The 22,813-nt window shown below is 62.8% G+C and carries 19 protein-coding genes and 1 riboswitch; of the genes, 15 read left to right on the forward strand and 4 right to left on the reverse strand.

Going from position 1 to position 22,813, the window contains the following annotated elements:
* Positions 1–572: 572 nt before the first annotated feature.
* From QME84_01040 to QME84_01110, 15 genes are all read left to right on the forward strand, one after another.
* Entirely contained in the window at positions 573–1,418 is an 846-nt protein-coding gene (locus QME84_01040) for an MBL fold metallo-hydrolase (protein ID MDI6872861.1), read from the forward strand.
* 345 nt (positions 1,419–1,763) lie between these two features.
* Positions 1,764–2,540 (forward strand): glucose 1-dehydrogenase, encoded by a 777-nt coding sequence (locus QME84_01045; GenBank protein MDI6872862.1) that lies wholly within the window; start codon positions 1,764–1,766, stop codon positions 2,538–2,540.
* Positions 2,541–2,620: 80 nt separating this feature from the next.
* Positions 2,621–4,615: an NAD(P)/FAD-dependent oxidoreductase gene (locus QME84_01050; protein ID MDI6872863.1), complete on the forward strand. Its 1,995-nt coding sequence runs from the start codon at positions 2,621–2,623 to the stop codon at positions 4,613–4,615.
* Positions 4,616–4,890: 275 nt separating this feature from the next.
* On the forward strand, positions 4,891–5,415 hold the full coding sequence (locus QME84_01055) for an O-acetyl-ADP-ribose deacetylase (protein MDI6872864.1): 525 nt from the start codon (positions 4,891–4,893) through the stop codon (positions 5,413–5,415).
* 178 nt (positions 5,416–5,593) lie between these two features.
* Positions 5,594–6,226 carry a hypothetical protein gene (locus QME84_01060; protein ID MDI6872865.1) on the forward strand — a complete coding sequence of 211 codons (633 nt, stop codon included), beginning with the start codon at positions 5,594–5,596 and terminating at the stop codon, positions 6,224–6,226.
* 112 nt (positions 6,227–6,338) lie between these two features.
* Positions 6,339–7,124 carry an enoyl-CoA hydratase-related protein gene (locus QME84_01065; GenBank protein MDI6872866.1) on the forward strand — a complete coding sequence of 262 codons (786 nt, stop codon included), beginning with the start codon at positions 6,339–6,341 and terminating at the stop codon, positions 7,122–7,124.
* Between the two features lie 189 nt (positions 7,125–7,313).
* Positions 7,314–8,531, forward strand: coding sequence for a zinc-binding dehydrogenase (locus QME84_01070; protein MDI6872867.1), 1,218 nt, complete (start codon positions 7,314–7,316; stop codon positions 8,529–8,531).
* 334 nt (positions 8,532–8,865) lie between these two features.
* On the forward strand, positions 8,866–9,606 hold the full coding sequence (locus QME84_01075) for an HAD family hydrolase (protein MDI6872868.1): 741 nt from the start codon (positions 8,866–8,868) through the stop codon (positions 9,604–9,606).
* Between the two features lie 80 nt (positions 9,607–9,686).
* A riboswitch (Fluoride riboswitch) is annotated at positions 9,687–9,750 on the forward strand.
* A 138-nt stretch (positions 9,751–9,888) separates the two neighbouring features.
* Entirely contained in the window at positions 9,889–11,571 is a 1,683-nt protein-coding gene (locus QME84_01080) for a dynamin family protein (GenBank protein ID MDI6872869.1), read from the forward strand.
* Between the two features lie 339 nt (positions 11,572–11,910).
* Positions 11,911–12,081 carry a hypothetical protein gene (locus QME84_01085; protein ID MDI6872870.1) on the forward strand — a complete coding sequence of 57 codons (171 nt, stop codon included), beginning with the start codon at positions 11,911–11,913 and terminating at the stop codon, positions 12,079–12,081.
* A 12-nt stretch (positions 12,082–12,093) separates the two neighbouring features.
* Positions 12,094–13,641 carry a phytoene desaturase family protein gene (gene crtI, locus QME84_01090; protein ID MDI6872871.1) on the forward strand — a complete coding sequence of 516 codons (1,548 nt, stop codon included), beginning with the start codon at positions 12,094–12,096 and terminating at the stop codon, positions 13,639–13,641.
* 93 nt (positions 13,642–13,734) lie between these two features.
* Entirely contained in the window at positions 13,735–14,379 is a 645-nt protein-coding gene (locus QME84_01095; GenBank protein ID MDI6872872.1) for a TetR/AcrR family transcriptional regulator, read from the forward strand.
* A 197-nt stretch (positions 14,380–14,576) separates the two neighbouring features.
* Positions 14,577–15,686, forward strand: a complete 1,110-nt coding sequence (locus QME84_01100; protein ID MDI6872873.1) for an acyl-CoA dehydrogenase family protein — start codon at positions 14,577–14,579, stop codon at positions 15,684–15,686.
* A gap of 13 nt (positions 15,687–15,699) precedes the next feature.
* On the forward strand, positions 15,700–16,956 hold the full coding sequence (locus QME84_01105) for an acyl-CoA dehydrogenase family protein (protein ID MDI6872874.1): 1,257 nt from the start codon (positions 15,700–15,702) through the stop codon (positions 16,954–16,956).
* Positions 16,957–17,545: 589 nt separating this feature from the next.
* Positions 17,546–18,706, forward strand: a complete 1,161-nt coding sequence (locus QME84_01110; protein MDI6872875.1) for a hypothetical protein — start codon at positions 17,546–17,548, stop codon at positions 18,704–18,706.
* Positions 18,707–18,944: 238 nt separating this feature from the next.
* On the opposite strand, the gene QME84_01115 is transcribed toward QME84_01110, so the two are convergent.
* From QME84_01115 to QME84_01130, 4 genes are all read right to left on the reverse strand, one after another.
* Complete coding sequence (locus QME84_01115) at positions 18,945–19,346, reverse strand: hypothetical protein (protein MDI6872876.1); 402 nt, start codon at positions 19,344–19,346, stop codon at positions 18,945–18,947.
* Between the two features lie 293 nt (positions 19,347–19,639).
* A complete protein-coding gene (locus QME84_01120) occupies positions 19,640–20,044 on the reverse strand; it encodes a hypothetical protein (protein ID MDI6872877.1) in 405 nt (134 codons plus the stop codon).
* A 10-nt stretch (positions 20,045–20,054) separates the two neighbouring features.
* The gene (locus QME84_01125; protein ID MDI6872878.1) at positions 20,055–21,350 is read right to left on the reverse strand and encodes a homocitrate synthase; all 1,296 of its coding nucleotides are present in this window, start codon (positions 21,348–21,350) and stop codon (positions 20,055–20,057) included.
* 40 nt (positions 21,351–21,390) lie between these two features.
* Positions 21,391–22,716 carry an aminotransferase class I/II-fold pyridoxal phosphate-dependent enzyme gene (locus QME84_01130; GenBank protein MDI6872879.1) on the reverse strand — a complete coding sequence of 442 codons (1,326 nt, stop codon included), beginning with the start codon at positions 22,714–22,716 and terminating at the stop codon, positions 21,391–21,393.
* Positions 22,717–22,813: the final 97 nt, after the last annotated feature.

Here is a 22,813-nt window from a genome sequence, read left to right on the forward strand (position 1 = left end):
CGGGCTCATAATTTGTGTGCCAGGGTACCTCCCCAACCAACCGCATCCATTCCTCCGGCTCTAGCTTCCCGCTCGCGTCCTTTTGGACCGGCTGTCGATGGACCGTCGGGTCCATCCGTAAAAGCGGGCTCTCCTGCCATCCGGTCATGGACACCGGGGGAACCCGCCTTTCCTTCCTCCGGAACGGGCAAAGCATTTAGGGTTTCGCGCCCTGTCCATCCGCGGGCCGGGGAAGGTATCGGGGATTGCGCCCAGGGAGAGACGGCCGCACACGAAGCATGGAGGGCGGGATGGTAAAATTCATATGCTATAAAGATTTATCCATCCCGGGAGGGCAGGATGGGGAAAGGAGTCAAGCACGCGGGAACGGGACGTGCCAAGGCCCGGCGCGGGAGGAGGGAGCACGCGGCCGCTGGGGGGTCCACAAGCCGAAAAGCACTCCTTACGCCGGGACGGATGGAGATAAGGCGGGTCGAGGCGGGCTCAGGTGGATAAGGAGGGGCGGCGACGTATCAGAGGAGGGAAAGGAGCAGACGCCGCAAGGAGGTGCGCGACGAGGAAAGGGGACGACCATGCGGGAGATCAGAATCTGGGTGCTTTCCGACAACACGGCGGCGCCGCCGGTTTTCGAGGCGGAGCACGGGCTTTCCCTGCTGGTGGAGGTGGAGGGAAGGAAGTTCCTTCTGGACGCGGGCCAAGGGGAGGCGGCGCGGCGGAACGCAGACCGCCTGGGCCTGGACCTGCGCGGCGTGGAGGCGGTGGTTCTATCCCACGGCCACTACGACCACACGGCGGGGCTGCCCTTTATACTCCAGCGCACGGGGCCGAAGAGGGTGATCTGCCACCCCCGGGCCCTGGATGCCAAGTATTTCCAGAAGGGGGACCTCAAGCGCTACATCGGTATCCCCTGGAGAAGGGATTTCCTGGAGAGCGCGGGAGCGCTCTGGGAGGAGAACAGCGGGCCGCTGGAGTTGGCGGAAGGCGTGTGGGTAACCGGGGAGATACCCCGGCGTACGGATTTCGAGCCCGGCGACCAGGACCTGAAATGCGAGCGGGAAGGCGAGCTGGTCGCGGATCCCTTCCTGGACGACCAGGGAATGGTGGTGGACGCGGGCGAGGGCTTGGTGGTTGTCCTGGGGTGCGCCCATGCCGGGGCGGTGAACACCTGTCTTTACGCCCGCGAGATCGCCGGAAAGGAGAGGATCCTGGCCGTGGTGGGAGGCTCGCACTTGTCCTTCCTGGGAAAGGACCAGCTGGAGGCCACCATAAGGGCTTTACGGGACATGGACCCCCAGCGGCTGGCCTTCTCCCACTGCACGGGGCAGGAGGCGTCCTGCCGGTTATCTGCCGCCTTCGGCTCGCGTTTTGTCTTCAGCCCAGCGGGGACCTGCATCAGGCTGGATTCCTCCCTTGCCTGAACGCCTCACGCCTCCGTTCCCGGCATCCGAACCGCTCCGTGGGGTCGGACATCCCATTTTTGCACTCCGCGAGATGTTCTCCGAGGCGGGGACCTGCATCAGGCTGGATTCCTCCCTCGCCTGAGCCTTGGTTCGATCCTCGCTCCATGCAGCCGATTCCCTGCGTCGAAGCGGCACCGCCTGTTTCCGTCCTGGAAAGGTTATACTAATACGGTCGGGATATTTGATTCCGTCGAGGGAAAGAAAGCCTTCCCGCGGGTGGAAACGGCGGGAGTCCTTCTCCGCCCGGGGAGGGAAAGGCAGTAAAGAGAGCCGTCACCAGGAGGGCGGACCGGAAGGAGGTAGGTGAAGTTGTACAAGGAGAAGTTTTCCCTGCAGGACAAGGTGGCCATCATCACCGGCGGGAGCCGCGGCATAGGGAAGGCCATCGCCGAGGGATTCGCCGAGATGGGGGCCAAGGTGGTGCTGGCCAGCCGGAAGGCGGAGGCCCTGGAAGAGGTGCGCAAGGGCATCCTGGAGAGGGGAGGGGAGGCCCACGTTATCCCCACCCACATGGGGGACCTGGAGGGCATCGAGAGGCTGGTCCAGGGTACTCTGGAAAAATATGGTACCATAGACATACTGGTGAACAACGCCGCCACCAACCCCGTTTTCTGCAGCACGGCGGAGATAGAGGAGGGCGCCTGGAACAAGATCATGGACGTCAACGTCAAGGGGGTCTTCTTCCTCACCCAGAAGGTGGGCAAGGTGCTGTGTGAAAAGGGTTCGGGATCGGTGATCAACATCTCCTCCGAGGCGGGCTTCTGCCCCACGCCCTTCCTGGGAGTTTATTCCATATCCAAGGCGGCGGTGAACATGCTCACCAAGGTCTTCGCCCAGGAATGGGGACCCAAGGGAGTGAGGGTGAACGCCATAGCGCCCGGGCTGGTGCGCACCCATTTCAGCCAGGCCTTGTGGGGCAACGAGGCCATCCTCAAGACCGCCCTGGCCTCCATCCCCCTGGGCAGGATAGCTGAGCCGGAGGAGATGGTGGGCCTGGCCATCTACCTGGCCTCCGACGCCTCCAGTTACGTGACCGGACAGGTCTTCCTCATCGACGGGGGCCGCGAGGTCTTCGCCTGATCCTCCCCGCTGGAACGGTAAAAAGAATGGCTTCGGAAAACGAGACGGCTATTCGGAATCGAAGGTCGGGAGAGGGAAGGGTGGGAAGCGAGGTGGTGAGGGCCGGGAGCTCCTTGTGGGAACCGGTGCAGATCGGCGGCCTCAGGCTCCGCAACCGCACGGTGATGCCCGCCATGGGCACCGGCTACGCCTCGCCACAGGGCGAACCCACCCCCAGGCTCACCGCCTATCTGCGGGCACGCGCCGAAGGAGGGGTGGGCCTCATCATCACCGAGGTGATGGCCGTGCACCCCCTGGGAAAGGGCTTCGCCTCCGAGCTGGCGATCTACGACGATTCCTTCCTCCCCGGCCTCTCGGAACTGGCCGGGACGGTGAAGGAGGCGGGAGCGGCGGTGGCGGCACAGCTCCACCACGCCGGCCGGGAGACCTTCCCACAGGTCATAGGGGGTCAACCTGTGGCCCCCTCGCCCCTGCCTAGCAGGGCCCTGGGCCAGGTACCGCGGGCCCTGACCCGGGAGGAGATAGGAGACCTGGTGGCCTGTTACGCCGCGGCGGCCAGGAGGGCCAGGGAGGCCGGTTTCGACGCCGTGGAGGTACACGGGGCCCACGGTTACCTGGTAAACCAGTTCCTCTCCCCCTATTCCAACCGCCGGGAGGACGAGTATGGAGGCGACGCCACCGGGCGCTTCCGCTTCGCGCGCGAGGTGGTGCGGGCGGTGAAAGAGGAAGCTGGCCGCGATTTCCCGGTCATCTTCCGTTTCTCGGCCAGTGAGGACGTTAAGGGCGGTTATCACCTGGATTACCTCCTGCCCCTGCTTCCCCTGCTGGTGGAGGATGGGGTGGACGCCTTCCATGTATCCAGGGGAGTATACGACTCCCCGGGCAACCCCACCTGTCCCGGCCTCCACCATGCGGAGGGCATCAACGTGGATAACGCGGCCAAGGTGAGGGAAACGGTTGGAGTACCGGTAATCGTGGTGGGCAAGCTCCACGACCCCCGCCTGGCGGAGGAGGTGGTGGCCTCCGGCCGCGCCGACCTGGTAGCCTTCGGAAGGCAGCACCTGGCCGACCCCCATTTCCTGGCCAAGGCCATGGAGGGGAGGCACGAGGACATCCGGCCCTGCCTTTCCTGCAACCAGGGGTGCATAGAGCGCCTTATGTTCGAGTTCCGTTCCATCACTTGCACCGTCAACCCGGAATGCGGCATGGAATGGCGCCGCTTCCGGGTCCCGACGGCGCGAAGGGGCCCCTTCCTGGTGATCGGCGCCGGGCCGGCGGGTCTCCAGGCAGCCATGACCCTCGGGGAGGGCGGGGCCGAAGTCCGCTTGCTGGAGAGGGATGACCAGGTGGGAGGACAGCTGCGGGCGGCCTCCCGACCCCCGCACAAGGAACCCTACCGCAGGTGGGTGGACTGGGCGGTCCGGCGCCTGGAGAACCTCGGGGTACGGGTGGAGACGGGAAGGTCCGACTGGAGGGATGTCTTTAAAGAGGGGGATTGGGAAGGGGTGGTGGCCGCCAGCGGGGCAGATCCCGTCGTCCCTTCCGTCCCGGGAGTGGATCTACCTCACAACCTGGAGGCCAGAGAAGTGCTGCTGGAGAAGGTGAAGCCCGGGAAACGGGTGCTGGTGGTAGGCGCCGGTCCGGTGGGCATGGAGACCGCCGATTTCCTCATCGATCGCGGTCACGAGGTCACGGTGGTGGAGGAGGCGGAGGCGCCACCGGTGTCCCCCCTGACCTCACACGGTTATTACCTCCATCGCCGCCTTCGCGAGCACGGCAAGCTTCTGCTGGGGTCCAGGGTTATGCGGGTGACGAAGTCGGGAGCCATCATCCTACGCGGGAGCGCCGAGGAAGTATTGGAGGCGGACAGCGTAGTGTGGGCGGTAGGGTCGGCGCCATGCCGGGAACCACTCCTGGTCACGGAGGAGATGGGCCTACGGACGGTGTCGGTCGGGGACGCGGTGGAGCCACGCCGCCTCCTGGAGGCGATACATGAGGGAGCATCGGAGGCCAGGAAGCTTCTCTATCCGGAAGAGGAGCCTCCTGGCGGAGAAGGACTCGGGGGCGAGTCGTGAGGATCGCCGGGTACGAAGAAGGAACTGTGGAAAAGAGTATGTCCCCTCGAACACGGCGGAGAGCCGACTAAGGGGACATGTAAACTGGCATGAGAAAAGAATATTCCGTGCCGTGAAACCAGGAAGCTGGATCGCTTAACGCCATGGGGAGACGAGACGTCTTTTCCCTGGTGGGCCTAAGGCGGGCCAAATGCGGAGTCCAGTAGGCGACGCAGGAAAGGAAGTATAGAGATGGTAATTCTTGCTATAAGGAGGTGGAAACGGTGAAGGAATACATGAACGGCCGAGTGGTCATCACCAAGGGGGACATCACCACCTTCGAGGTGGATGCCATCGTCAACGCCGCCAACAGGTCCCTCCTGGGAGGGGGTGGGGTGGACGGGGCCATCCACCGGGCGGCGGGACCCCAGCTCCTGGAGGAATGTCGAACCCTGGGGGGATGCGAGACGGGGCAGGCCAAGATAACCGGGGGGTACCGGCTTCCCGCCAAGCACGTCATCCATACCGTGGGCCCGGTGTGGCATGGAGGTGATCGCGACGAGGACAGGCTTTTGGCCGACTGTTACCGCAACAGCCTGGCCCTGGCCGTGCAGCACGGGTTGGAGACGGTGGCCTTCCCCTCCATCTCCACCGGGGCCTACGGTTTCCCCATCGAACGTGCCGCGCCCATCGCCCTGCGCACGGTCAAGGAGGTCCTGGAGGCCAATCCCTCCCTGAAGAAGGTGTACTTCGTCTGTTTCAGCGAGGGGGACCTCAAGGTCTACCTGGAGAAGGCGGCTGAGGTGTTCGGGGAGGGATAAGGTGCCGAAAGCGGGAAGGGGAGATTTGCTTGGAGATACCCTTCACGTTTACGGGTTAATCGTGTGCACGGTTAATGTCTATGGTCCCTAATCCCGAGGGGGCCATCCGCCAGGGAGAAAGCGGCGGAGATATTAAAAGGCTGCCGTCGGGATCGGCCGCCGAGGTGAAGGAGGACGCTTGGAAATTCTTTTCGTATGCACCGGCAATATCTGTCGGAGCGTAATGGCCGAAGCCTTTCTGCGCGAGGCGCTGGACTCCGGAGCACCGGCAGGAGAGGTGATGGTGTCCTCGGCGGGACTGGATGCCCGCGACGGAGAACCGCCCCCCGGGGAGGTATTGCGGATCATGGAAGAATGGGGATTGGACGTCTCAAGCCACCGTGCCCGCCCCCTCCGCGAGGAGGACGTAAGAAGGGCGGATCTCGTCCTGACCATGGCCATGCACAACAGCCAGCGCCTCCTCACCCGATACCAGGAGGCGGTGGACAAGGTCTTCACCCTCAAGGAGTTCGTCATCCAGGGACGGGAGAAGGGACACCGCCTGAAGGCCCGGGATCCCGAGAAGCGCCTCGTGGAGCTGAGGTCGTGGATAAGGCACGTGGAGGGGCTGGAGAAGGGGCCGGGCGAGGGTGACCTCAACGAGAAGCTGCGCCTTTTCTTCCTCCATTACTTTCACCTCTACGATCACCGCTTCACCATCGACGACCCGCTGGGCCAGTCCACGGATTTCCTGCGCCGCACGGCGCGGGAGATCAGGGAATGCGTGCGTGAGCTTGTGGGACCGGATCTTTTGCGCTTTTTACCGGGATAGGACCAGGCTGGAGGCCGCGACGGAGGGTGGATGAAAAAACGAAATTGAATGGGCTGGAACGAAAAAAGTAACCATATGTTAAATTATGGAAACAGGGTACAAGGAGGTGACCATGGATGAGGTGCTTTTCCGGCGCGAGGGAGCCGTGGAGGTGGTGACCCTAAACCGGCCGGAGGTACTGAACGCCTTCAACTTCAACATGCTCCAGGCCCTCACCCGGAGGTTCGAGGAACTGGAACAGGATGACGAGGTGCGGGCAGTGGTGGTCACCGGGGAGGGGCGCGGCTTCTGCACCGGCGCCGACTTGACTGGGGGAGGGGCGCGCAGCGATGGGCACACACCCATGGGAATGCGGCTCTCGGCGGGGCTCTATTCCCGCCTTATCCGGACCATGGCGGAGATGGAAAAGCCGGTGGTGGGAGCCATCAACGGCGACGCGGCGGGGGCGGGCTGTAATTTCGCGTTGGCCTGCGACCTCCTGGTGGCCTCGGAGAAGGCCCGCTTCATCCAGGTCTTCGTGAGGCGGGGACTGGTGGCCGACGCCGGGGGCACCTTCTTTTTGCCCCGGCTGGTGGGCCTGGCGCGGGCCAAGGAGTTGATGTTCTTCGGCGAGGCAGTGGACGCCCGGCGAGCCTACGAGATGGGGCTGGTGAACCGGGTGGTACCCCACGAGAGGCTCATGGAGGAGGCCATGGAACTGGCCAGGAGGCTGGCCGAAGGACCCACCCGGGCCATAGGGATGATAAAGCGCATGCTCAACCGCTCCTTCGAGTCCGATCTCTCCACGTGCTTGGACTTCGAGGCCACCTTCCAGGGCATCGCCGTGTCCACGGCCGACGTGGTGGAGGGAATAACTTCATTCCTCCAGAAGCGCAAGCCGGAATTCAAGGGGCGTTGAGACTTGGCGCATCTCTCAGGCCCTCATGGTGGAGCTGTGGAGGGAAAAGGTTCGCGTAAAAAGAGCAGGTAGTTTTAGGGAAATCTCCATGTAAAGAAGCCCGAGCCCAAATGCCACCGATGAAGCTATAATGTGAATTTATAATGTAGAGAATGTCGGCTGGCGGTTTCGGCGGGGGAGGGATGCGGCATGAAGGCGCTGGTGTTCGAGTACAACATCCCGAAGTACCTGCTCACCGGGGCCCTGGCCCGCAGGTGGCCCCAGGTCCTGACCACTGACCTGGCCCCGGCGAAGGTGAGGGAGATCGACGAACCCGAGCTCCCGGGACCGGAATGGGTGAAGATCAAGCCCCGGCTGTCCGGGTTCTGCGGGAGCGACCTGAGCATCGTGCTCTGCCGCGAGAGCCTCACCCTGGCCCCCTTTTCCTCCTTCCCCTTCGTCATCGGACACGAGGTATGCGGGGAGGTCGCCGAGGTGGGCGAGGCGGTGGAGGGCTTCCAGCCGGGCGACCGGGTGACGGTTATGCCCATCCTTGGGTGTCGCCAGAGGGGCATCGAGCCCCCCTGTCCCATGTGTGCCCAGGGGAGGTACCAGCTGTGTGAGAACTTCACGGAGGGTAACCTCCCGGCGGGGATGTTCGAGGGTAACACCGCGGGGATACACGGTTACATAAGCGAGATGGGGCTGGCCCACGTTTCCCAGCTCCACAGGATACCCGACGGGGTGAGCGACGAGAACGCCGTGCTCACCGAGCCCTTCGCCACCACCCTGCACATGGTACTGGCCAACCGCCTAAAGCCGGGGGAGACGGTGCTGGTCTTCGGCTGCGGGGTAATGGGGTTGTGCACCATCGCCGCCCTGCGCGCCCTGCATCCGGAGGTGCGGGTGTTGGCCGCGGAGGTGGACCCCTTCCACTCCCGGGTGGCCCGGGATATGGGGGCGGAGGAGGTACTGCGGCCGGGAGGGAAGGACTTCTACCGCCGGGTGGCCGAGCTCACCGGGGCCAAGATGCATACCCCCCTCCTGGTCAAGCCCCTTCTCATCGGGGGGGTGGACCGGGTGTTCGACGCCGTGGGCAACACGGAGACCGTGCACACCTCCCTGCGCATCCTGAAGGGCGGCGGGTGGTACAACATGCTGGGCATAGGGGAACCCAGGCATATAGACTGGACTCCCGTGTGGCTGAAGGAGCTCACCCTGCGCGGTATCTACGCTTACCAAGAGGAGGAGTGGGGGGGAGAGCGTATGCATACCTTCGCCCTCGCCCTGCGCCTCTTCAAGGAGAGGAGGGTGGACATCTCCCACCTGGTAACTCACCGCTTCAGCCTGGAAGAATACCCGAAGGCCCTCGACGTGGCCCTCCACAAGGGCAAGCACCGGGCGATCAAGGTGGCCTTCGTGCCCTGAGGGAGAAGGCGGAAACCGCATGGCGGCCGGGACCCGGGAGATGGCCATCCTTGGTAAACTTTTTCGTGAGGACGGCTCCCAGGAGGTAGCGGAACCGCCCCTGTCCGATATGTAATCGAGGGTCAAAGAAAGCCATGCCGGGTAGGGGAAGGGAGATGCTGTATCGTCTTAGTGGGCGCTTTCAGGGTTGAAAAAGGTAGAGAGACCACCCTATCATCCTGGCAAAACGAGCAGCAAATTCAGGAAAAGGGGTGATCTCCCCTTCGCTAGATGGGGAGGATGAATTGCTGTATGGTAATAGGCGATACGACGGCGACGATCTCCATGGAATAAGATGGAAAGCCAACCCATAGCCTTCTTCGACCTGGACCATACCCTTCTGGACGGGGCCAACGGCAACCTGGTGGTGGCCTACATGGTGAGGAAGGGCCTGCTGGGCTGGGAAGCGGTGTGGAAGGCCCTCAAGTTCACCATCCTCTACCGGCTGAACCGCCTGCCGCGAGAGGAGGTCTATCGCTGGACCTTCCAGGAGTGCGGGAAGTACCCCATAGGGGAGCTCGTCCGCATGCTTGACGAGGCCTACGAGGCCTGCATCATGCCCCGCCTATTCCGGGAGGGCGAGGAGTGCATCGCGGAGCACAAGGCCCGGGGACACCTCACGGTGATCGCCACTGCGGCCGGGGAGTACATCTGCGAGAAGGTACGGGTCCAGATGGGGGCGGACGACAAGATAGCCGCCGTGGCCCCGGTCCGCGATGGTTACCTTACCGACGAGCTGGAACGGCCCCTGCCCTACGGGGAGGGAAAGGAACAGCTGGCCCGGGCTTACGCCGCAGCACGGGGGGTGGACCTTTCGGAGTGCTGGTTCTATTCCGACAGCCTGGCCGACCTCCCTCTCCTGGAAGCGGTGGGACATCCGGTGGCGGTGAACCCTCAGCGGAGACTGCGGATCATGGCCGAGGAAAGGGGATGGCCGGTCCTCCACTGGCGTACCCGGGCCGGTTACACGCAGCCCAGCCGCGCCGTACGACTGACCTTCGATCCCTTCGAGGAACCAACCTCCACTGGGAAGTGAGAAGGTGAGATTGACGCTCGGCGAACGAGGGTTATAATTTATCCAGCATTTCATGCCGCCGCGGAAGCATGAGGGCGGCGCAGGGAAATGGCGATGAAGCTCGCCTTTTGCCCCCTTAAAGGGGCTGATAGCTTCTACCCAAGAGGTAGGAGCTCTTCTTTTTTAGGGAAGGTGAGAAGAGGGATGAGTTCGTACAAGGAGATCCGGGATTCGATCCTCGCCATTATCGATGATGTGAAATTTGGCGCGGAATTTGCTGCTTCCCGCACTCTTAGCGAGGGATTGGAAGGGGTAAGGCGGAAGCTGAAGGCGGAGAATTTTCACGTGGTGGTCATGGGCCAGTTCAAACGAGGGAAGACCACCTTCATCAACGGCCTTTTGGGAGCGGAAATCCTGCCGAGCTCGGTGGTGCCCCTCACGTCCATTAACACCATTCTTCGTTACGGGGAGAACATCAGGGCCACCGTTCATTATCTCGACGGCCGCAGCGAGGATATACCGGTGACCGGATTGCCCGCTTTGGTGACCGAAAGGGGAAACCCCGAGAACCGTTTAGGGGTGAAATACGTGGAGGTGTTCTACCCTTCGATGTTTTTGAAGGACGGGGTATGTCTGGTGGACACTCCGGGAACCGGATCCACCTATCTCCACAACGACGAGACCGCATATTCTTTCCTCCAGCACGCGGACGCGGTCATCTTCATGCTTTCGGCCGACCCTCCCGTGAGCCGATCGGAGCTGGATTTTCTTCACCGCATAAGGAGCAACGTCCGGAAGGTCTTCTTCGTTCAGAACAAGGTCGATTACCTGGAGCGGGAGGATTTGGAGGAATCCCTGGCCTTCAACCGGCAGGTCATCTCGGAAGCCGTGGGTCTTGACGGCCTGGAGATCCATCCCCTGTCCGCGAAAATGGCCCTCAAGGCGGCCGTGACGGGTGACGGCTCGCTTTTGGAACGGAGCGGCCTGCCGGATTTTCTGGCCGCGCTCGAGGATTTTTTGATGAAAGAAAAGGGTAGGCTGCTGCTGGAATCCAGCGCCAGGATGCTCCAGAGGCTCCTGGACGACGAATACGCGTCCTTGGAGCTGGAAATGGCGCTTATCGGTCATCCCAGAGAGGAACTCCTGAGGAAGGTGGCCTCCTTCCGCGAGCAAATGGAATTGATACGGAGGGAGCGGGAGGAAGTCCGTTTCCTCATTCGGGGTGATCACGAACGCCTGGTGAAGGAGATGCTGGACGAGGAGATCGAGCGTTTCAAGAAAGAGGAGACGGCGCCCCTGCTACAGCGCTTCGACGCCTTTTTCGAGGAGAACGCTGGGCTTTCCGGTTCCTCCCTTAACCAGGCCCTGGCTGATTTCATCCGCGAGGAGATCAGGGAGACCTTCCTCTCCTGGAGGCAAATACAGGAGGAGCGGCTATCCGATGCCTTCCGTGCCATGGCGAGGATGTACATGGACAGGGCCAACGCCATCGCTAACCGCATTCTGGAAATAGCTGGAGACCTCTTCGGCCTGTTGCTTCCCCGCCTGGAGACGGAAATAGTTCTGAGTGATGAAGGGGAATTCTGGTTCAAAATGGGAGATTCCCTCACCGACCTGGAGATCATCTTCGGGGCCATCTCCAGGATGTTGCCAAGAGGCCTTTCCCGCCGCCTGATAAGGAGGAAACAGAGGGCGGAATTGCTGACCCTTTTCGATCGCCACTGCGGGAGGGTCCGTTATGATTTTTTCCTGCGCCTCCAGAAAAGCGTCAACGCACTTTCCTGCCGGGTGGATGAGGTTATCCAGGGAACGCTGGAGGCCATCGAGATTGGGATAGAGAAGGCCTTGCGGGAGATGGAAGAGGGGGCTGGAAGGATCCTTGAAGCGCAGGAAGAGCTGCGGGATAGACAGGGGGTGCTGGCGGCGGCCCGGGAGAGGCTGAAAAAGGTCATGAAGGACGTTGCGGAAGAGCCCCGCGCCCTTTAGGATGAAAATTCCCCTTCCGCCTTTCGATTAAGGGAACGGTCAGGCCATCGAGGAAAGCACCTGTACGCTAGCAGCCCTGATTACGAACCCGGTTTCTCCAGTCGACTGACGAAAGTCCTCGCGGGCATGTTCACGGCGGGAGTAATCCGAGGCGAATGAACTTCTTCCTCCAGGGTCGGTATTGGGGCGGGGGGTTGCGAAACCGGGAAAGGGACACCCGCATGGAAGATCACACCAACCGGGTTGTGCAGCGGGGGCGAAAGTCTTAAACTTCCCTTGGATGACTTGGCGTACTAAAGCGCGCCCTGGGAGGGGTACCGGGGATTCGGGAGGTACGCCATGGACCGAGATTCGGTAGCCCGCGGGCGCGCTCCGCTTCTGGCCGCCATCCTTGCGGGCGGGCTCTTCCTGGGGTTCGCCCTGGCCTTCCGGCTCGACGAAGAGGCCCGCCGGCGCCTGCGCAAGACCCTGTTCGAGCTCCGGGAACTGCCCTTCCGGGTGTTCGTTTAGGGGGTGACGGGTATGGCTGACCAGTATGACGTCATCGTGGTGGGCGCCGGGGTGAGCGGACTGACCGCGGCGTGCCTCCTCTCCAAGCAGGGCCTGCGCGTGGCGGTCCTAGAGCGCCTGGAAAGGCTTGGGGGTTGCTGCTCCAACTACGACGTGAACGGCTTCCGGCCCGAGGTGGGGGCCATCTTCGTCATTGGGCACGAGTTCTATTACAAGCTCTTCGAGCTCCTGGACCTGCGCCTGGAGGACTACCTGGATTGGAAGGTCATCGACCCCGTCTACTACGTGTATTTCGAGGACGGCAGCGCCTATCCCCTCCCCCGAGACATCGACGCCATGGCCGAGGTGGTGCGGAGCATATCCCCGAGCGACGTGGACGGCTATTACCGTTACTGCCGGGACATGGGCAAGCTGTTCGACGCCTACCTGTCCTTTCTCCGCCGCCCCTTGCCGGCGCTCCAAGAGCTGACAAAGATTACCAGCCTGGCGCGCCTGGCCGCCAACCGGGAGATCGTCTACGCCCTCCCCGTGAACCTCAAGCTCCTTTTCCGGAATATGGACAGGTGCGTGCGCAGCTATTTCCGCCATCCGCGCCTCCAGCTCATGTTCGGGTGGGAGAACCTCTACGCCGGGCTCCCCGCCCACCGCTGCACTGGCCTCTTCACCATGATGGCCCACATGGGGCGCATGGGTTATTACTACCCGCGGGGGGGCATGATAGCCATCCCCACGGCGCTGGCCCGCATCGCTGAGGGGTTCGGAGCCGACATCCGTCTGGGCGCCGAGGTGGACAGACTGATCGTGAAGGGCGGGGAGGCACGTGGGGTAAGGCTGGTCGACGGAACCGCCCTGACCTCCCGAGCGGTTATCTCCACCGCCCACTCGAGGATCACCTACCTGAAACTGGTGGGGGAGGAGAACCTTCCTTCCTGGGCGGTGCGAACCGTGCGCAGACAGCCGTGCTCCATCCCCGCCCCCCTCATCCACATGGGGCTCTCCCGGAAGCTCGAGGGCATCGGAGCCCACATGTCCCTGGTGGCCAACCCCAGGGAGCAGGTGGACAACATCTGGGTGGATTACTACGACCGGGGCCTCCTCTACCGCCCCGCGGACGGCGCCTACCTCCTGGTGTGCCCCACCTTCGACGATCCCGGCCTGGCCCCGGAGGGAAAGGACGTCCTTTCCGTCTTCTACATCGCGCCCTACCGCCTGCGTTACCACGACTGGGACCGCATAGCCGGGGAGTGGGCCTGGGAGGTAGTGCGTTTCTTGGACGGCAGGTGCCTGCCGGGCCTGGCGGACGCGGTGGAATGGCTGGATTCCGTCCCCCCCACGGAGCTGGAGAGGCGGCTGAACGTGGCGGAAGGCGCCTTTTTCGGCATCGAGATGAGCCTGACCAACCTGGGGCCCTTCCGGCCCAATTACCGTTCCCGCCTGATCCCGCGCCTCTACCTGGCCGGCCAGTGCACCAATCCCGGCCTGGGGGTGCCTGGGGCCATGATCTCCGGGGTGGCCGACGCGGCCATCGTCCTCAACGATTGGGACCGGCGGTTGCGTTGAAGGCCCGGTGCGGGAAACGGCGGTGTGGGGGGTTCGGTTGACTTGAGCGGCGCGTATGGATAAAGTAATGACATGTCAGTTCCAAAGAAGAGGATGAAGGCTCCAGAACGCCGCGAGCACATCCTACGCAGCGCCGCCAAGGTGTTCTCACGAAAGGGGTACCGCCTCTCCTCGGTCTCGGACATCGTGGAGGAGTCCTCCATCGGCCGGGGGACCTTCTATCTCTATTTCGAATCCAAGCGGGACATATTCAGGGAGCTCATCGAAGCCTACTTCCAGGGATACGCGGAGGTGTTGGAGGAGAACCACCGTCGGCTCGTCGAGGCCCTCTCCGGAAAGGGGAAGGTCTTGCGCACCTGGAGGGACAACATGGCCCGGGTTCTGCGCTACCACAGCGAGAACCCCGACCTCACCAGCATCGTCTACCGGGAAGCGCTGGGCAAGGACGAGGATTTCTCGGACCGCGTGGAGGAACTCTCCATCCTGGCCAGGCAGAGGCTCCGGGAGGAGTTCCAGCTCATGTACCGGAAGGGTATGATGCGGGAATGCGACGTCGAAGTGGTGACTTCCATAGTCATGGGCTCCACCGTCTACTTGATCATGGAGCACCTCCTCAAGGGCAACGGGATGGACGTTGATGAACTGGCGGACACCATCGTGGAGTATCACATAAGGGCCCTCATACCGGCGGAAGGGGACGTGGGGCGCGCCCTGCGCAGCGCCCTGGGGTCTCCCTGAGGCCCTGCCGGAAGAAGGCGTTTTACGGTAAGGTCAAGGGAAAGGTCTGGGTGTTTCTCCGAGAGGAGGTGGGTAAAGGGAAGGGACGGAGAAGGATGCGGAACCGGGAAAGGGAGACGGTCAAGGAGTGTCCACCGCTCTCCCGCCTCCGAACCGAGACAGTCTTGGCAGCCGGAAAGAAGTAAGGGGTGAAGCGTATGGTTTCGTTCGAGTTGGACGACGAACAGAAATTGGTCCAGGAAACCGTATCCTCCTTCGCCGCCGACCTCATGGAGCCAGCCATGCGGGAAAGCGACGAGTCGGGGGAGATACCCCAGGAGGTTATCGCCAAGGGATGGGAACTGGGCCTTCTGGGAGGATGCATCCCCGAAGAATATGAGGGATTCGGGGAGGAGCTTTCCGCCCTGACCGGGGTCATCGCCCTGGAGGAGCTGGGATGGGGCGACCTGTCCATGGCCATGCATCTCATGGCCCCCTCCATGCTGGTCATCTCCGTGCTGGACCAGGGGACCGAGGCGCAGAAGAAGCAGTACCTTCCGGCCTTCTGCGGGGAGGAGTACAAGGCGGCCGCCAGCGCGCTGGTGGAGCCTTACTACAACTTCTGCCCCTCGGCCATGCGGGCGGTGGCGGAGAGGGACGGTGACGAGTACGTCATCAACGGTAAGAAGTGTCTGGTCCCCCTGGCCAAGGAATCGGACCACATGCTGGTCTTCGCTGCCACCAATCCCGGGATGGGCTTTTCCGGTGTGGATGGCTTCATCGTCCCCGTGGGGACCAAGGGGGTGGAGATCGGCGACCGGGAGAAGAACATGGGGATCAAGGCCCTGGCCACCTACCCGGTGAACTTCAAGGACTGCCGGGTGCCCTTGGTCTGCCGGCTGGGCGAGGAGGAGGGCTGCGATTTCCTCCGCCTTCTATCCCGCTCCCGCCTGGCCCTGGCCGCCCTGGCGGTGGGGATGAGCCGCCGGGCCCTGGAGCACTCCCGGGACTACGCCACCCAGCGCATCGCCTTCGGGGAGCCCATCGGTTCCCGCCAGGCCATCGCCTTCATGATCGCCGAGATGGCCATCGAGGTGGACGCCACGCGCCTCCTGGTCTGGGAGGCCGCCTGGCGCTGCGATAAGGGCATGGACTTCGAGAAGGAAGCCGCCCTGGCCAAGAATTACGCGGCGGACATGGCCATGATGGTGTGCGACCGCGGGGTGCAGATCATGGGCGGGCACGGCTACATCCGGGACAATCCCGTGGAGCTGTGGTTCCGCAACGCGCGCGGTTTCGCCACCTTCGAGGGCATGGTCATGGTATAAGGAGGTGGGCAAGATGACCATAGATTTCGAGCTTTCGCCGCGCATCAAGGCCACCAAGAACATGATCCACATGTTCGCCGAGTCGGCTATCCGACCCATCGCCCGCTATTACGACGAAAACGAGCACGAGAAACCCTGGGACCTCCTGAACATGGTCCAGAAGTTCATGGGCGGGGGCATGGCCGGCGCCTTCGGCGCGGGAGGCGAGGAGAAGAAGGCCGAGGGCGAGGAAGCCAAGGAGAAGAAGCCCCGGGAGACCAACCTGGCGGGAGCGGTGACCATCGAGGAGATCTTCTGGGGTGACGCAGGTATAGCCCTCTCCTTCCCCGGCCCGGGACTGGGAGGGGCCGCGGTGCAGGCCAGTGGCACCCCGGAGCAGAAGGAGAAGTTCCTGGCCCGCTTCCGGGGCGACAAGCCGGTGTGGGGAGCCATGGCCATCACCGAGCCGGAGGCCGGTTCGGATACCGCCAACATCAAGACCACCGCGGTCCTGGATGGGGACGAGTGGGTGCTCAACGGGGAGAAGATCTTCGTCACCTCGGGAAAGAGCGCCCTGGAGGACTCGGAGGGCTTCGTGGTGGTCTGGGCCACCGTGGACCGTTCGGCGGGAAGGGCGGGCATCAAGCCCTTCATCGTGGAGCACGGCACCCCGGGCATGCAGATCACCAAGATCGAGGACAAGCTGGGCATCCGTTGCTCGGACACCGTGTCCATCTCCTTCATGGACTGCCGCATCCCCAAGGAGAACATCCTGGGCAGTCCGGAGGTGGTGGACAAGACCAAGACCGAGGGCTTCAAGAAGGTCATGGCCACCTTTGACGCCACCCGTCCCCTGGTGGCGGCCATGGCCATCGGCGTGGGCCGCGCCGCCCTGGACTTCATCAAGGAGACCCTCAAGGAGGAAGGGGTGGAGCTGCGCTACGGTATCAACCCCCACCGCATGACCTCCCTGGAGAGGGACATCATGCAGATGGAGGCCGACCTGAAGGCGGCCCGCCTGCTCACCTGGAGGGCGGTCTGGATGCTGGACAACGGCCTGCGCAACGACCTGCAGGCCTCCATGGCCAAGGCCAAGGCGGGCCTCGCGGTCACCCGCATCACCCAGAAGGCGGTGGAGCTCATGGGGCCCCTCGGGTATTCCCGCGAGTACCTCCTGGAGAAGTGGATGCGCGACTCCAAGATCAACGACATCTTCGAGGGCACCGGCCAGATACAGCTTCTGGTCACCGCCCGGCGCATCCTGGGCTTCACCCGCGAGCAGCTCAAGTAGGCTCGGGAGGACACGTACGGGGGAGGGGGCGTTTCGCCCCCTCCCTCTTACCCTCTTATATCCACCGGTGGGACCGGCACGGGTTGCGCGGTGTCTCATAACGGCGCTTAGGCCAACGGTCGCGGATATCCGCTCGCGAAGTACATGGACGGGATAGAGGAAATGGCGACTCGCCACTCATCTCCTTTTCGATTCCGTGATCGGGGGCGAAGGTACGCCGTATGCTTGGTTATGGATTTCGCTTTCCATCTACGGTTAGGCCGTTCGCAGCCGATGAACCCAGGGTTCTTCTACCCGCCTCCCCTTTAGTCTCAAGTCTTCAGAACACCTTGACTCAAGTAATAGAACCGAGGTTACTCCTTTCTCCTGACTTTCCCTTTCGTTTCAAGTCCTTGGTGCCGCCCGACGATGCATTATGGGGACGTGTTAGAATGGTGACGAGGTAGAGATTCGTAAATCCGAAGAGACGGTTTCATGGTAAGCGGGGCGTTTGGCGGCCTGACCGCCGATGTCCGGAAAGCCGGCATCATGTAAGATGCTGCCGGCGGAAGGGCCTCTCCGGCGCCCGGGAAAGGCGGAAGTTCGAGGCATGGACCATACGCAAAGCCCGCCCGGGTGGAAGGAAGAGCTTGACCCGGCCGGAGGGGGATACCGGCCCGGAAGGAGGGTGGTGCGCGCCCGCGGCCTTTCCCTGATGCACCCCTTCCTGCGCCTCTGCCCGGACTGCGGCGTGCCCCTTTCCATATCCCGTAACCATTCCTGGAAGGAGGACGGCCGCATCCTGAGCCCCGACTCTGCCCAGAGGCTGGTGATCATGGAAAGGCGGGTGGTGGAAGGCATATTGCGCCGGGCGGCGGAGATGTTCGGCGAGGAAGCCTCAAGGATTCTCACCCGGTGCAAAGCTATGGACGCCTTCCTCTACGTGCGTTCCATCATGACCGGATGGAAAAGGATGGCGGCAAAGGCACCCTTCGGTGGAAGGCACTTCTACGACCTCCTGTGCGACCAGGCTCGCATACTGGGGATGGCGGATGCCCGGGTGATCTCCTACCGGAAGCGCCGTGAGCTCTTGGTAGGTTGTACCCAGTGTTACAGCGAGGCCTTTTTCGCGGGAGACGTGCTGGGAGCGGTGCAGGCGGGGGAGGGAAGGGAGGCCGAGGTGACCTTTTGGGAGGAGAAGGGGGAGAAGAGGTTCGGGGTTACCATCGGGGGGAGGGAAGTTCCCACGCCCGTCCTGCCCACGTTCGAGGAGGATCCCCTGCCGGGTAACATCGTCTACCGGAGGTGTGAGCGCTGCCGGGCCCCCTTCCCGGTGAGCTTCTTCGCCTGGGACACCGCCCGGGGGCTGGTACTGGATACCCACAACGGGGAGACGGTGGCCATGCTGGACACGGCGGGGATGAATGCCGCTTACCTGGAGATAAAGCGGACCCGCCTCCCGGAGCTCGACGAGCTTCTGGCGCGGGAGATAAAGGAGATGGTGGACCGGGTTCTCCCCCGCCTGGAGTGGAAGAGGCGCGGTCCCGAGGAACGGGTGCGCGACCTCTTCTTTCTGGCCTACCGGGGTATGGGAAACCCGATTTTCACCCGGGGTTCGGGAAAGTTCCTGGAGGCCCGGGTGGAAAACCCCTTCAACCACCCCATCGTGGCCGGGATCACCGCCTCCTTCCTCTCCCGCGGCGAGCCCGTCTCCTGGGAATGGGAGAGGAAGGAAAGGGCGGCCCTGGAAGTGCGCGTGAGTTTCCTCTGATTCCGCGCGGAGCAAGGTGAACCCGTGGCCGTCGCACCTTGGGCGAAGACCCCGTCAACCCCTGGTACTACCCTTGGCGTCAATTCACCGGGGATGGAGAAGTTTGGATAGGTCTCCGCGCGTACCGTGCGCCAGGGTAAGGACGTTCTTTACCCCTTTTACCACCGCGTTTCGAAAGCCTTCGCCGCCGCGGAAGGGAGACCTGCGACCGTGGCTTTACGGTTTGCGGGAGGGCGGATCACGTTTCCGCCCCTCCGTTCTTGCCCCGTGGCAGGAGGTCGCCCCACTCCTCCTCCAGGCGTCCCAGGATCTCCCGCACTTCGCCCCGGATCTCGGACTTGCGCGCCTCCTCGCGCTGCCTCCGCCGCGTCTTGAAGTCCGGATCATGAAAGACGCGGTGGATGAGATCCCGGGCCTCGGGGCCGCTGAATTCGGGGAGCAGGAAGAGGGCCTGGCGGTCCTCTCCGTCCTCGCGGTTCCATTTCTCCACCGCGATGCCGTAATAACGGCAGAGGATGTTCTTGGCCTTGATGACCTCGAAGTCGTCCACCCCGAACTCGTAGCCGATGTCTTCGTCGTAGAGGTGGCCCCTCTCGAGGAGCAGGTAGGCAATCCTTTCCGCCAGCTCGCGAGCGTCCATGGCTCCATCGACCCCGATTCAAACGAAAAGCTCTGGGCGGTATCTTTTATCGGAAGCGGGAACGAGAAATTTAACCCCTCGAGAGAACGAGGTCAGCCGATGGCCTTTCATGATCAAGAATCCGCCTGTCAAGGTCCTCCCTGATGGATGTGCATTCAAAAAACGAGGGGCCGGAGTTACCACGGAGGGCAGCTTCTCGTGCCATCGTTTTATCGTTGACAGGGAGATGAAATTCATCCTCGCGGAAAGCACCCAAGGGGAAGGCCATTCCGGCTGTCCCACGGCCGAAGATGTCAATGACGCTGCGAAGAGAGGTTGGTGATATAGGAACGGCTGCCGGTCTCGTTGCGCAGGAACTCGTCGAACTCCTCCTCGGAGACCTTTACCCCGGAGTGGAGGAAGAGGGTGTAGAGGTAATAGCTCATGTAGGACCATTCCCGGCGGAGCTCCTCGGCTATCCTCTCCCGCTTGCTCTTCACGGGGATGAGTCTCTCTCCCTCGTATTCCAGCTCGTTGAGCTTCCTGCGCAGGTCCCGGCAGGTCCGTATGGCGTCCCGGGTCTCGTACTCGAGATCCGTCTTGCTCATGTTATTGATGTTGCGAATCCAGGGGGGGATGGCGTCGGATGGCGTGCCGTGCTTGTACAGGTTGTAGTATCGCGCCAACTTCTTCAGGACCTCCTCCGGCACTTCCTCCATTTCCGCCCTCCTAAGCCCTGCTCTTCAAGGTGATGTGGGACAGGTCCAGGGTGAGTATCTTGCGGGCCAGGTCCGGGTAGCGGGCGATGAAGAGGAGCTCGTCCTCCACCAGCGGCTTCTGGGTGGTGACGTTGGCGTAGCGTACCAGCTCCAGTATGTCGCGGGCTTCCTCCTCGGACTGGAACTCCACCTCCAGCTTCTCGTAGACGTTGCGGAACCCCTTGATGCCGGAATATTCACCCAGGGTGATGTTGCGTCCCGTCTCGATGATCTCCGGTTCGCCCCGACCCAGCTCCTCGTAGTCGTAGAGCTCGTAGTTGCGCCGGCTCTTCAGGGCGCCGTCGGCGTGTATGCCAGATTCGTGGGCGAAGGCGTTGTCGCCCACCCCGGGCTGGTTGATGGGGATGGGGACCCCGAAGGCATAGGAGGCGTATTTAGCCGTCTTCCAGGCGGCCATCAGGTTGACCGCGTCGTCCAGGACGTCCTCGCCGTCGAAGAGGGAGGACTTTTTGATGGCCAGGATGACCGACACCAGGTCCGCGTTGCCCGCTCGCTCCCCCATGCCATTTATAGTGGTGTTGATATAGGCGTTTACCCCTCCATCCAGGGCGCCCTTGGCCCCGGCTACCGAGCAGGCCACGGCCATCCCCAGGTCATTGTGGCAGTGCAACTCGATGTCCATCCCCGTTTCCCGGGCCAGGAGGTTGATGCGCTCGTAGATGGTGAAGGGGTCGTTATAGCCCAGGGTGTCGCAGTAACGCAGGCGTGCCGCCCCGTGTTCCCTGGCCGCCAGGGTGAACTCCACGAGGTGCTCGTCGGAGGTGCGGGAGGCGTCCTCGGCGTTCACCCCCACGGACTGAAAACCGAGCTCGTGGGCGCAGTCCAGGGCCTCGGTCATCATGCGCACCACGTCCTTGAACTTGTAGCGGTCATTCCACTTGCCACGGATCATCTGCTCGGAGGTGGAGATGGAGATGTTGATGAATTTCAGGTTGGGGACCAGCTCCCGGGCCAGCTCCACGTCTGAACTTATGGCCCGCACCCACCCGGAGAGGCGCGTGTGGTGGATGACCCCCATCTCCGCCAGCTCCAGGTTGGCCTGCAGGTAATTGGTCTCGTGGCGGGTGGTGGGAAATCCGAACTCGCTCTGCCAGATGCCCATCTCGTCCAGAAGAAGGTTGATGATGGTCTTCTGGAGCTTGGCCAGTCCCAGGCGTGAGGTCTGAACGCCGTCGCGGTTGGTGACGTCGACTATGTATATGCGCTTGGAGCGGTCCTTGCTTCCGCCCTTGACGTTATCCGACAATTCCCTACCTCTCTTTACGGATATCAGTCTTTTACGGATATCAGTCGCTAACCGTCTCCTTTTCCCTGATCTCCTGGACGGCATCATAAAGTATATCAAAGAGGTCGGCTATGTGCTCCTTTTCCAGGCAGGAAAAGGCGATGCGCAGGTCGCGGGGGCCGGTCGCCACCACCCCGACCCCGTGCCTTTCCAGCAGGTGGCGGCGAAGGACCTCGGCGTCGACGTCGTGAAGGCGGAGGCACATGAAGTACCCGCTGTTGAAGGGGTAGGGCGTGAAGATCTCCGCGAAGCGAGGGTCCTCGAGGACCCTCTTCACCTCCCGGTACCGCTCGAGGAGGACTTGGAACTTCTCCTCCTTCTCCTCCCGATATCCCACGGCCTTTATGGCCTTCACCAGCAGGTGTTGGGAGGGCGTGGAACACTTGGATATGGTGCCCCGTATGAGCCCGGCCACCTTCTTCTCCAGGACCTCGTAGACCACCTCCCGCCTTCCCGGGCTGCGGTGGCTGAAGGTGATGAAGCCTATCCGGAATCCCCACACGTAGTCCTCCTTGGTGGGGCCGTCTATCTTGACGGCCGTGATGCGGGGATGGCAGTCGGCTAAAAGGGAAAAGAAGGATTCCGAGAAGCTCTCCTCCTCGTAGAAGAGGCCGGTGTAGGCGTCGTCCACCCCCACCACCAGGTCGAGGTCCCCGTCGGCGGCGTTGAGGAGGACGGCGATGAGCTCCGCTGCTTCCTCGCGGTCGGGGGTGTACCCGGTGGGGTTGTGGGGGAAGTTGAGGATGACCAGGGCTTTACCGGGACGGGGGAGGGACTCGAGGGCCACGGAGAAGGCCTCCACGTCGAGGCGGCCGTCCGGCTTGAACAGGGGGTAACGGACGATATCCGCTCCTCGGCGGACGCCGAATATCATGCGGTAATTGCCCCAGCTCATGTCCGGGAGGAGGAGGCGGTCTCCGGCGTCGCAGAACATGTCCGCCATGATGCTCAGGGCATGGGTGAGCCCGCTGGTGACCACGGGGAGGGAGAAGCTCTTCCCCTCCAGGCCGGGACTCATGGCCAGGAGGTGCTCCCTCCACAGGCGCCTCAGCTCCGGTATCCCCGCCGTCGGTGAATAGGGAAAGGCCTCCTCCGCCTTGAGGTTCTTGATGTACTTGCGCAGGGTGCGCAGGTACATGGGCTTTCCGTTCTGGATGGCCATGCCGATGGTGGCGTTGTAGCGGTGGGCGAGCCTCTTGGCCTCCGCCGTATGGGTCAGGATTCCCCGCGGAAAGAAGAGCTCCCTCCCCAGCGAGGAAAGGGATCGGTAGAGGCTGGGGGCGTTTTCCCGCAGTACCTCGTTCAACTCCACGGCCAGGGGATCTATGGTCCTCACCTCCCGCCTTCCCGCCGTCCGCTGGGTACCGTGCCGGCGCCGCCGGAAACCACCGCCGGTTTTCCCGGCCCCCCCGCGGTTCACGGCC

The organism is Actinomycetota bacterium (assembly GCA_030019255.1).
GTDB lineage: Bacteria > Actinomycetota > Geothermincolia > Geothermincolales > RBG-13-55-18 > Solincola_A.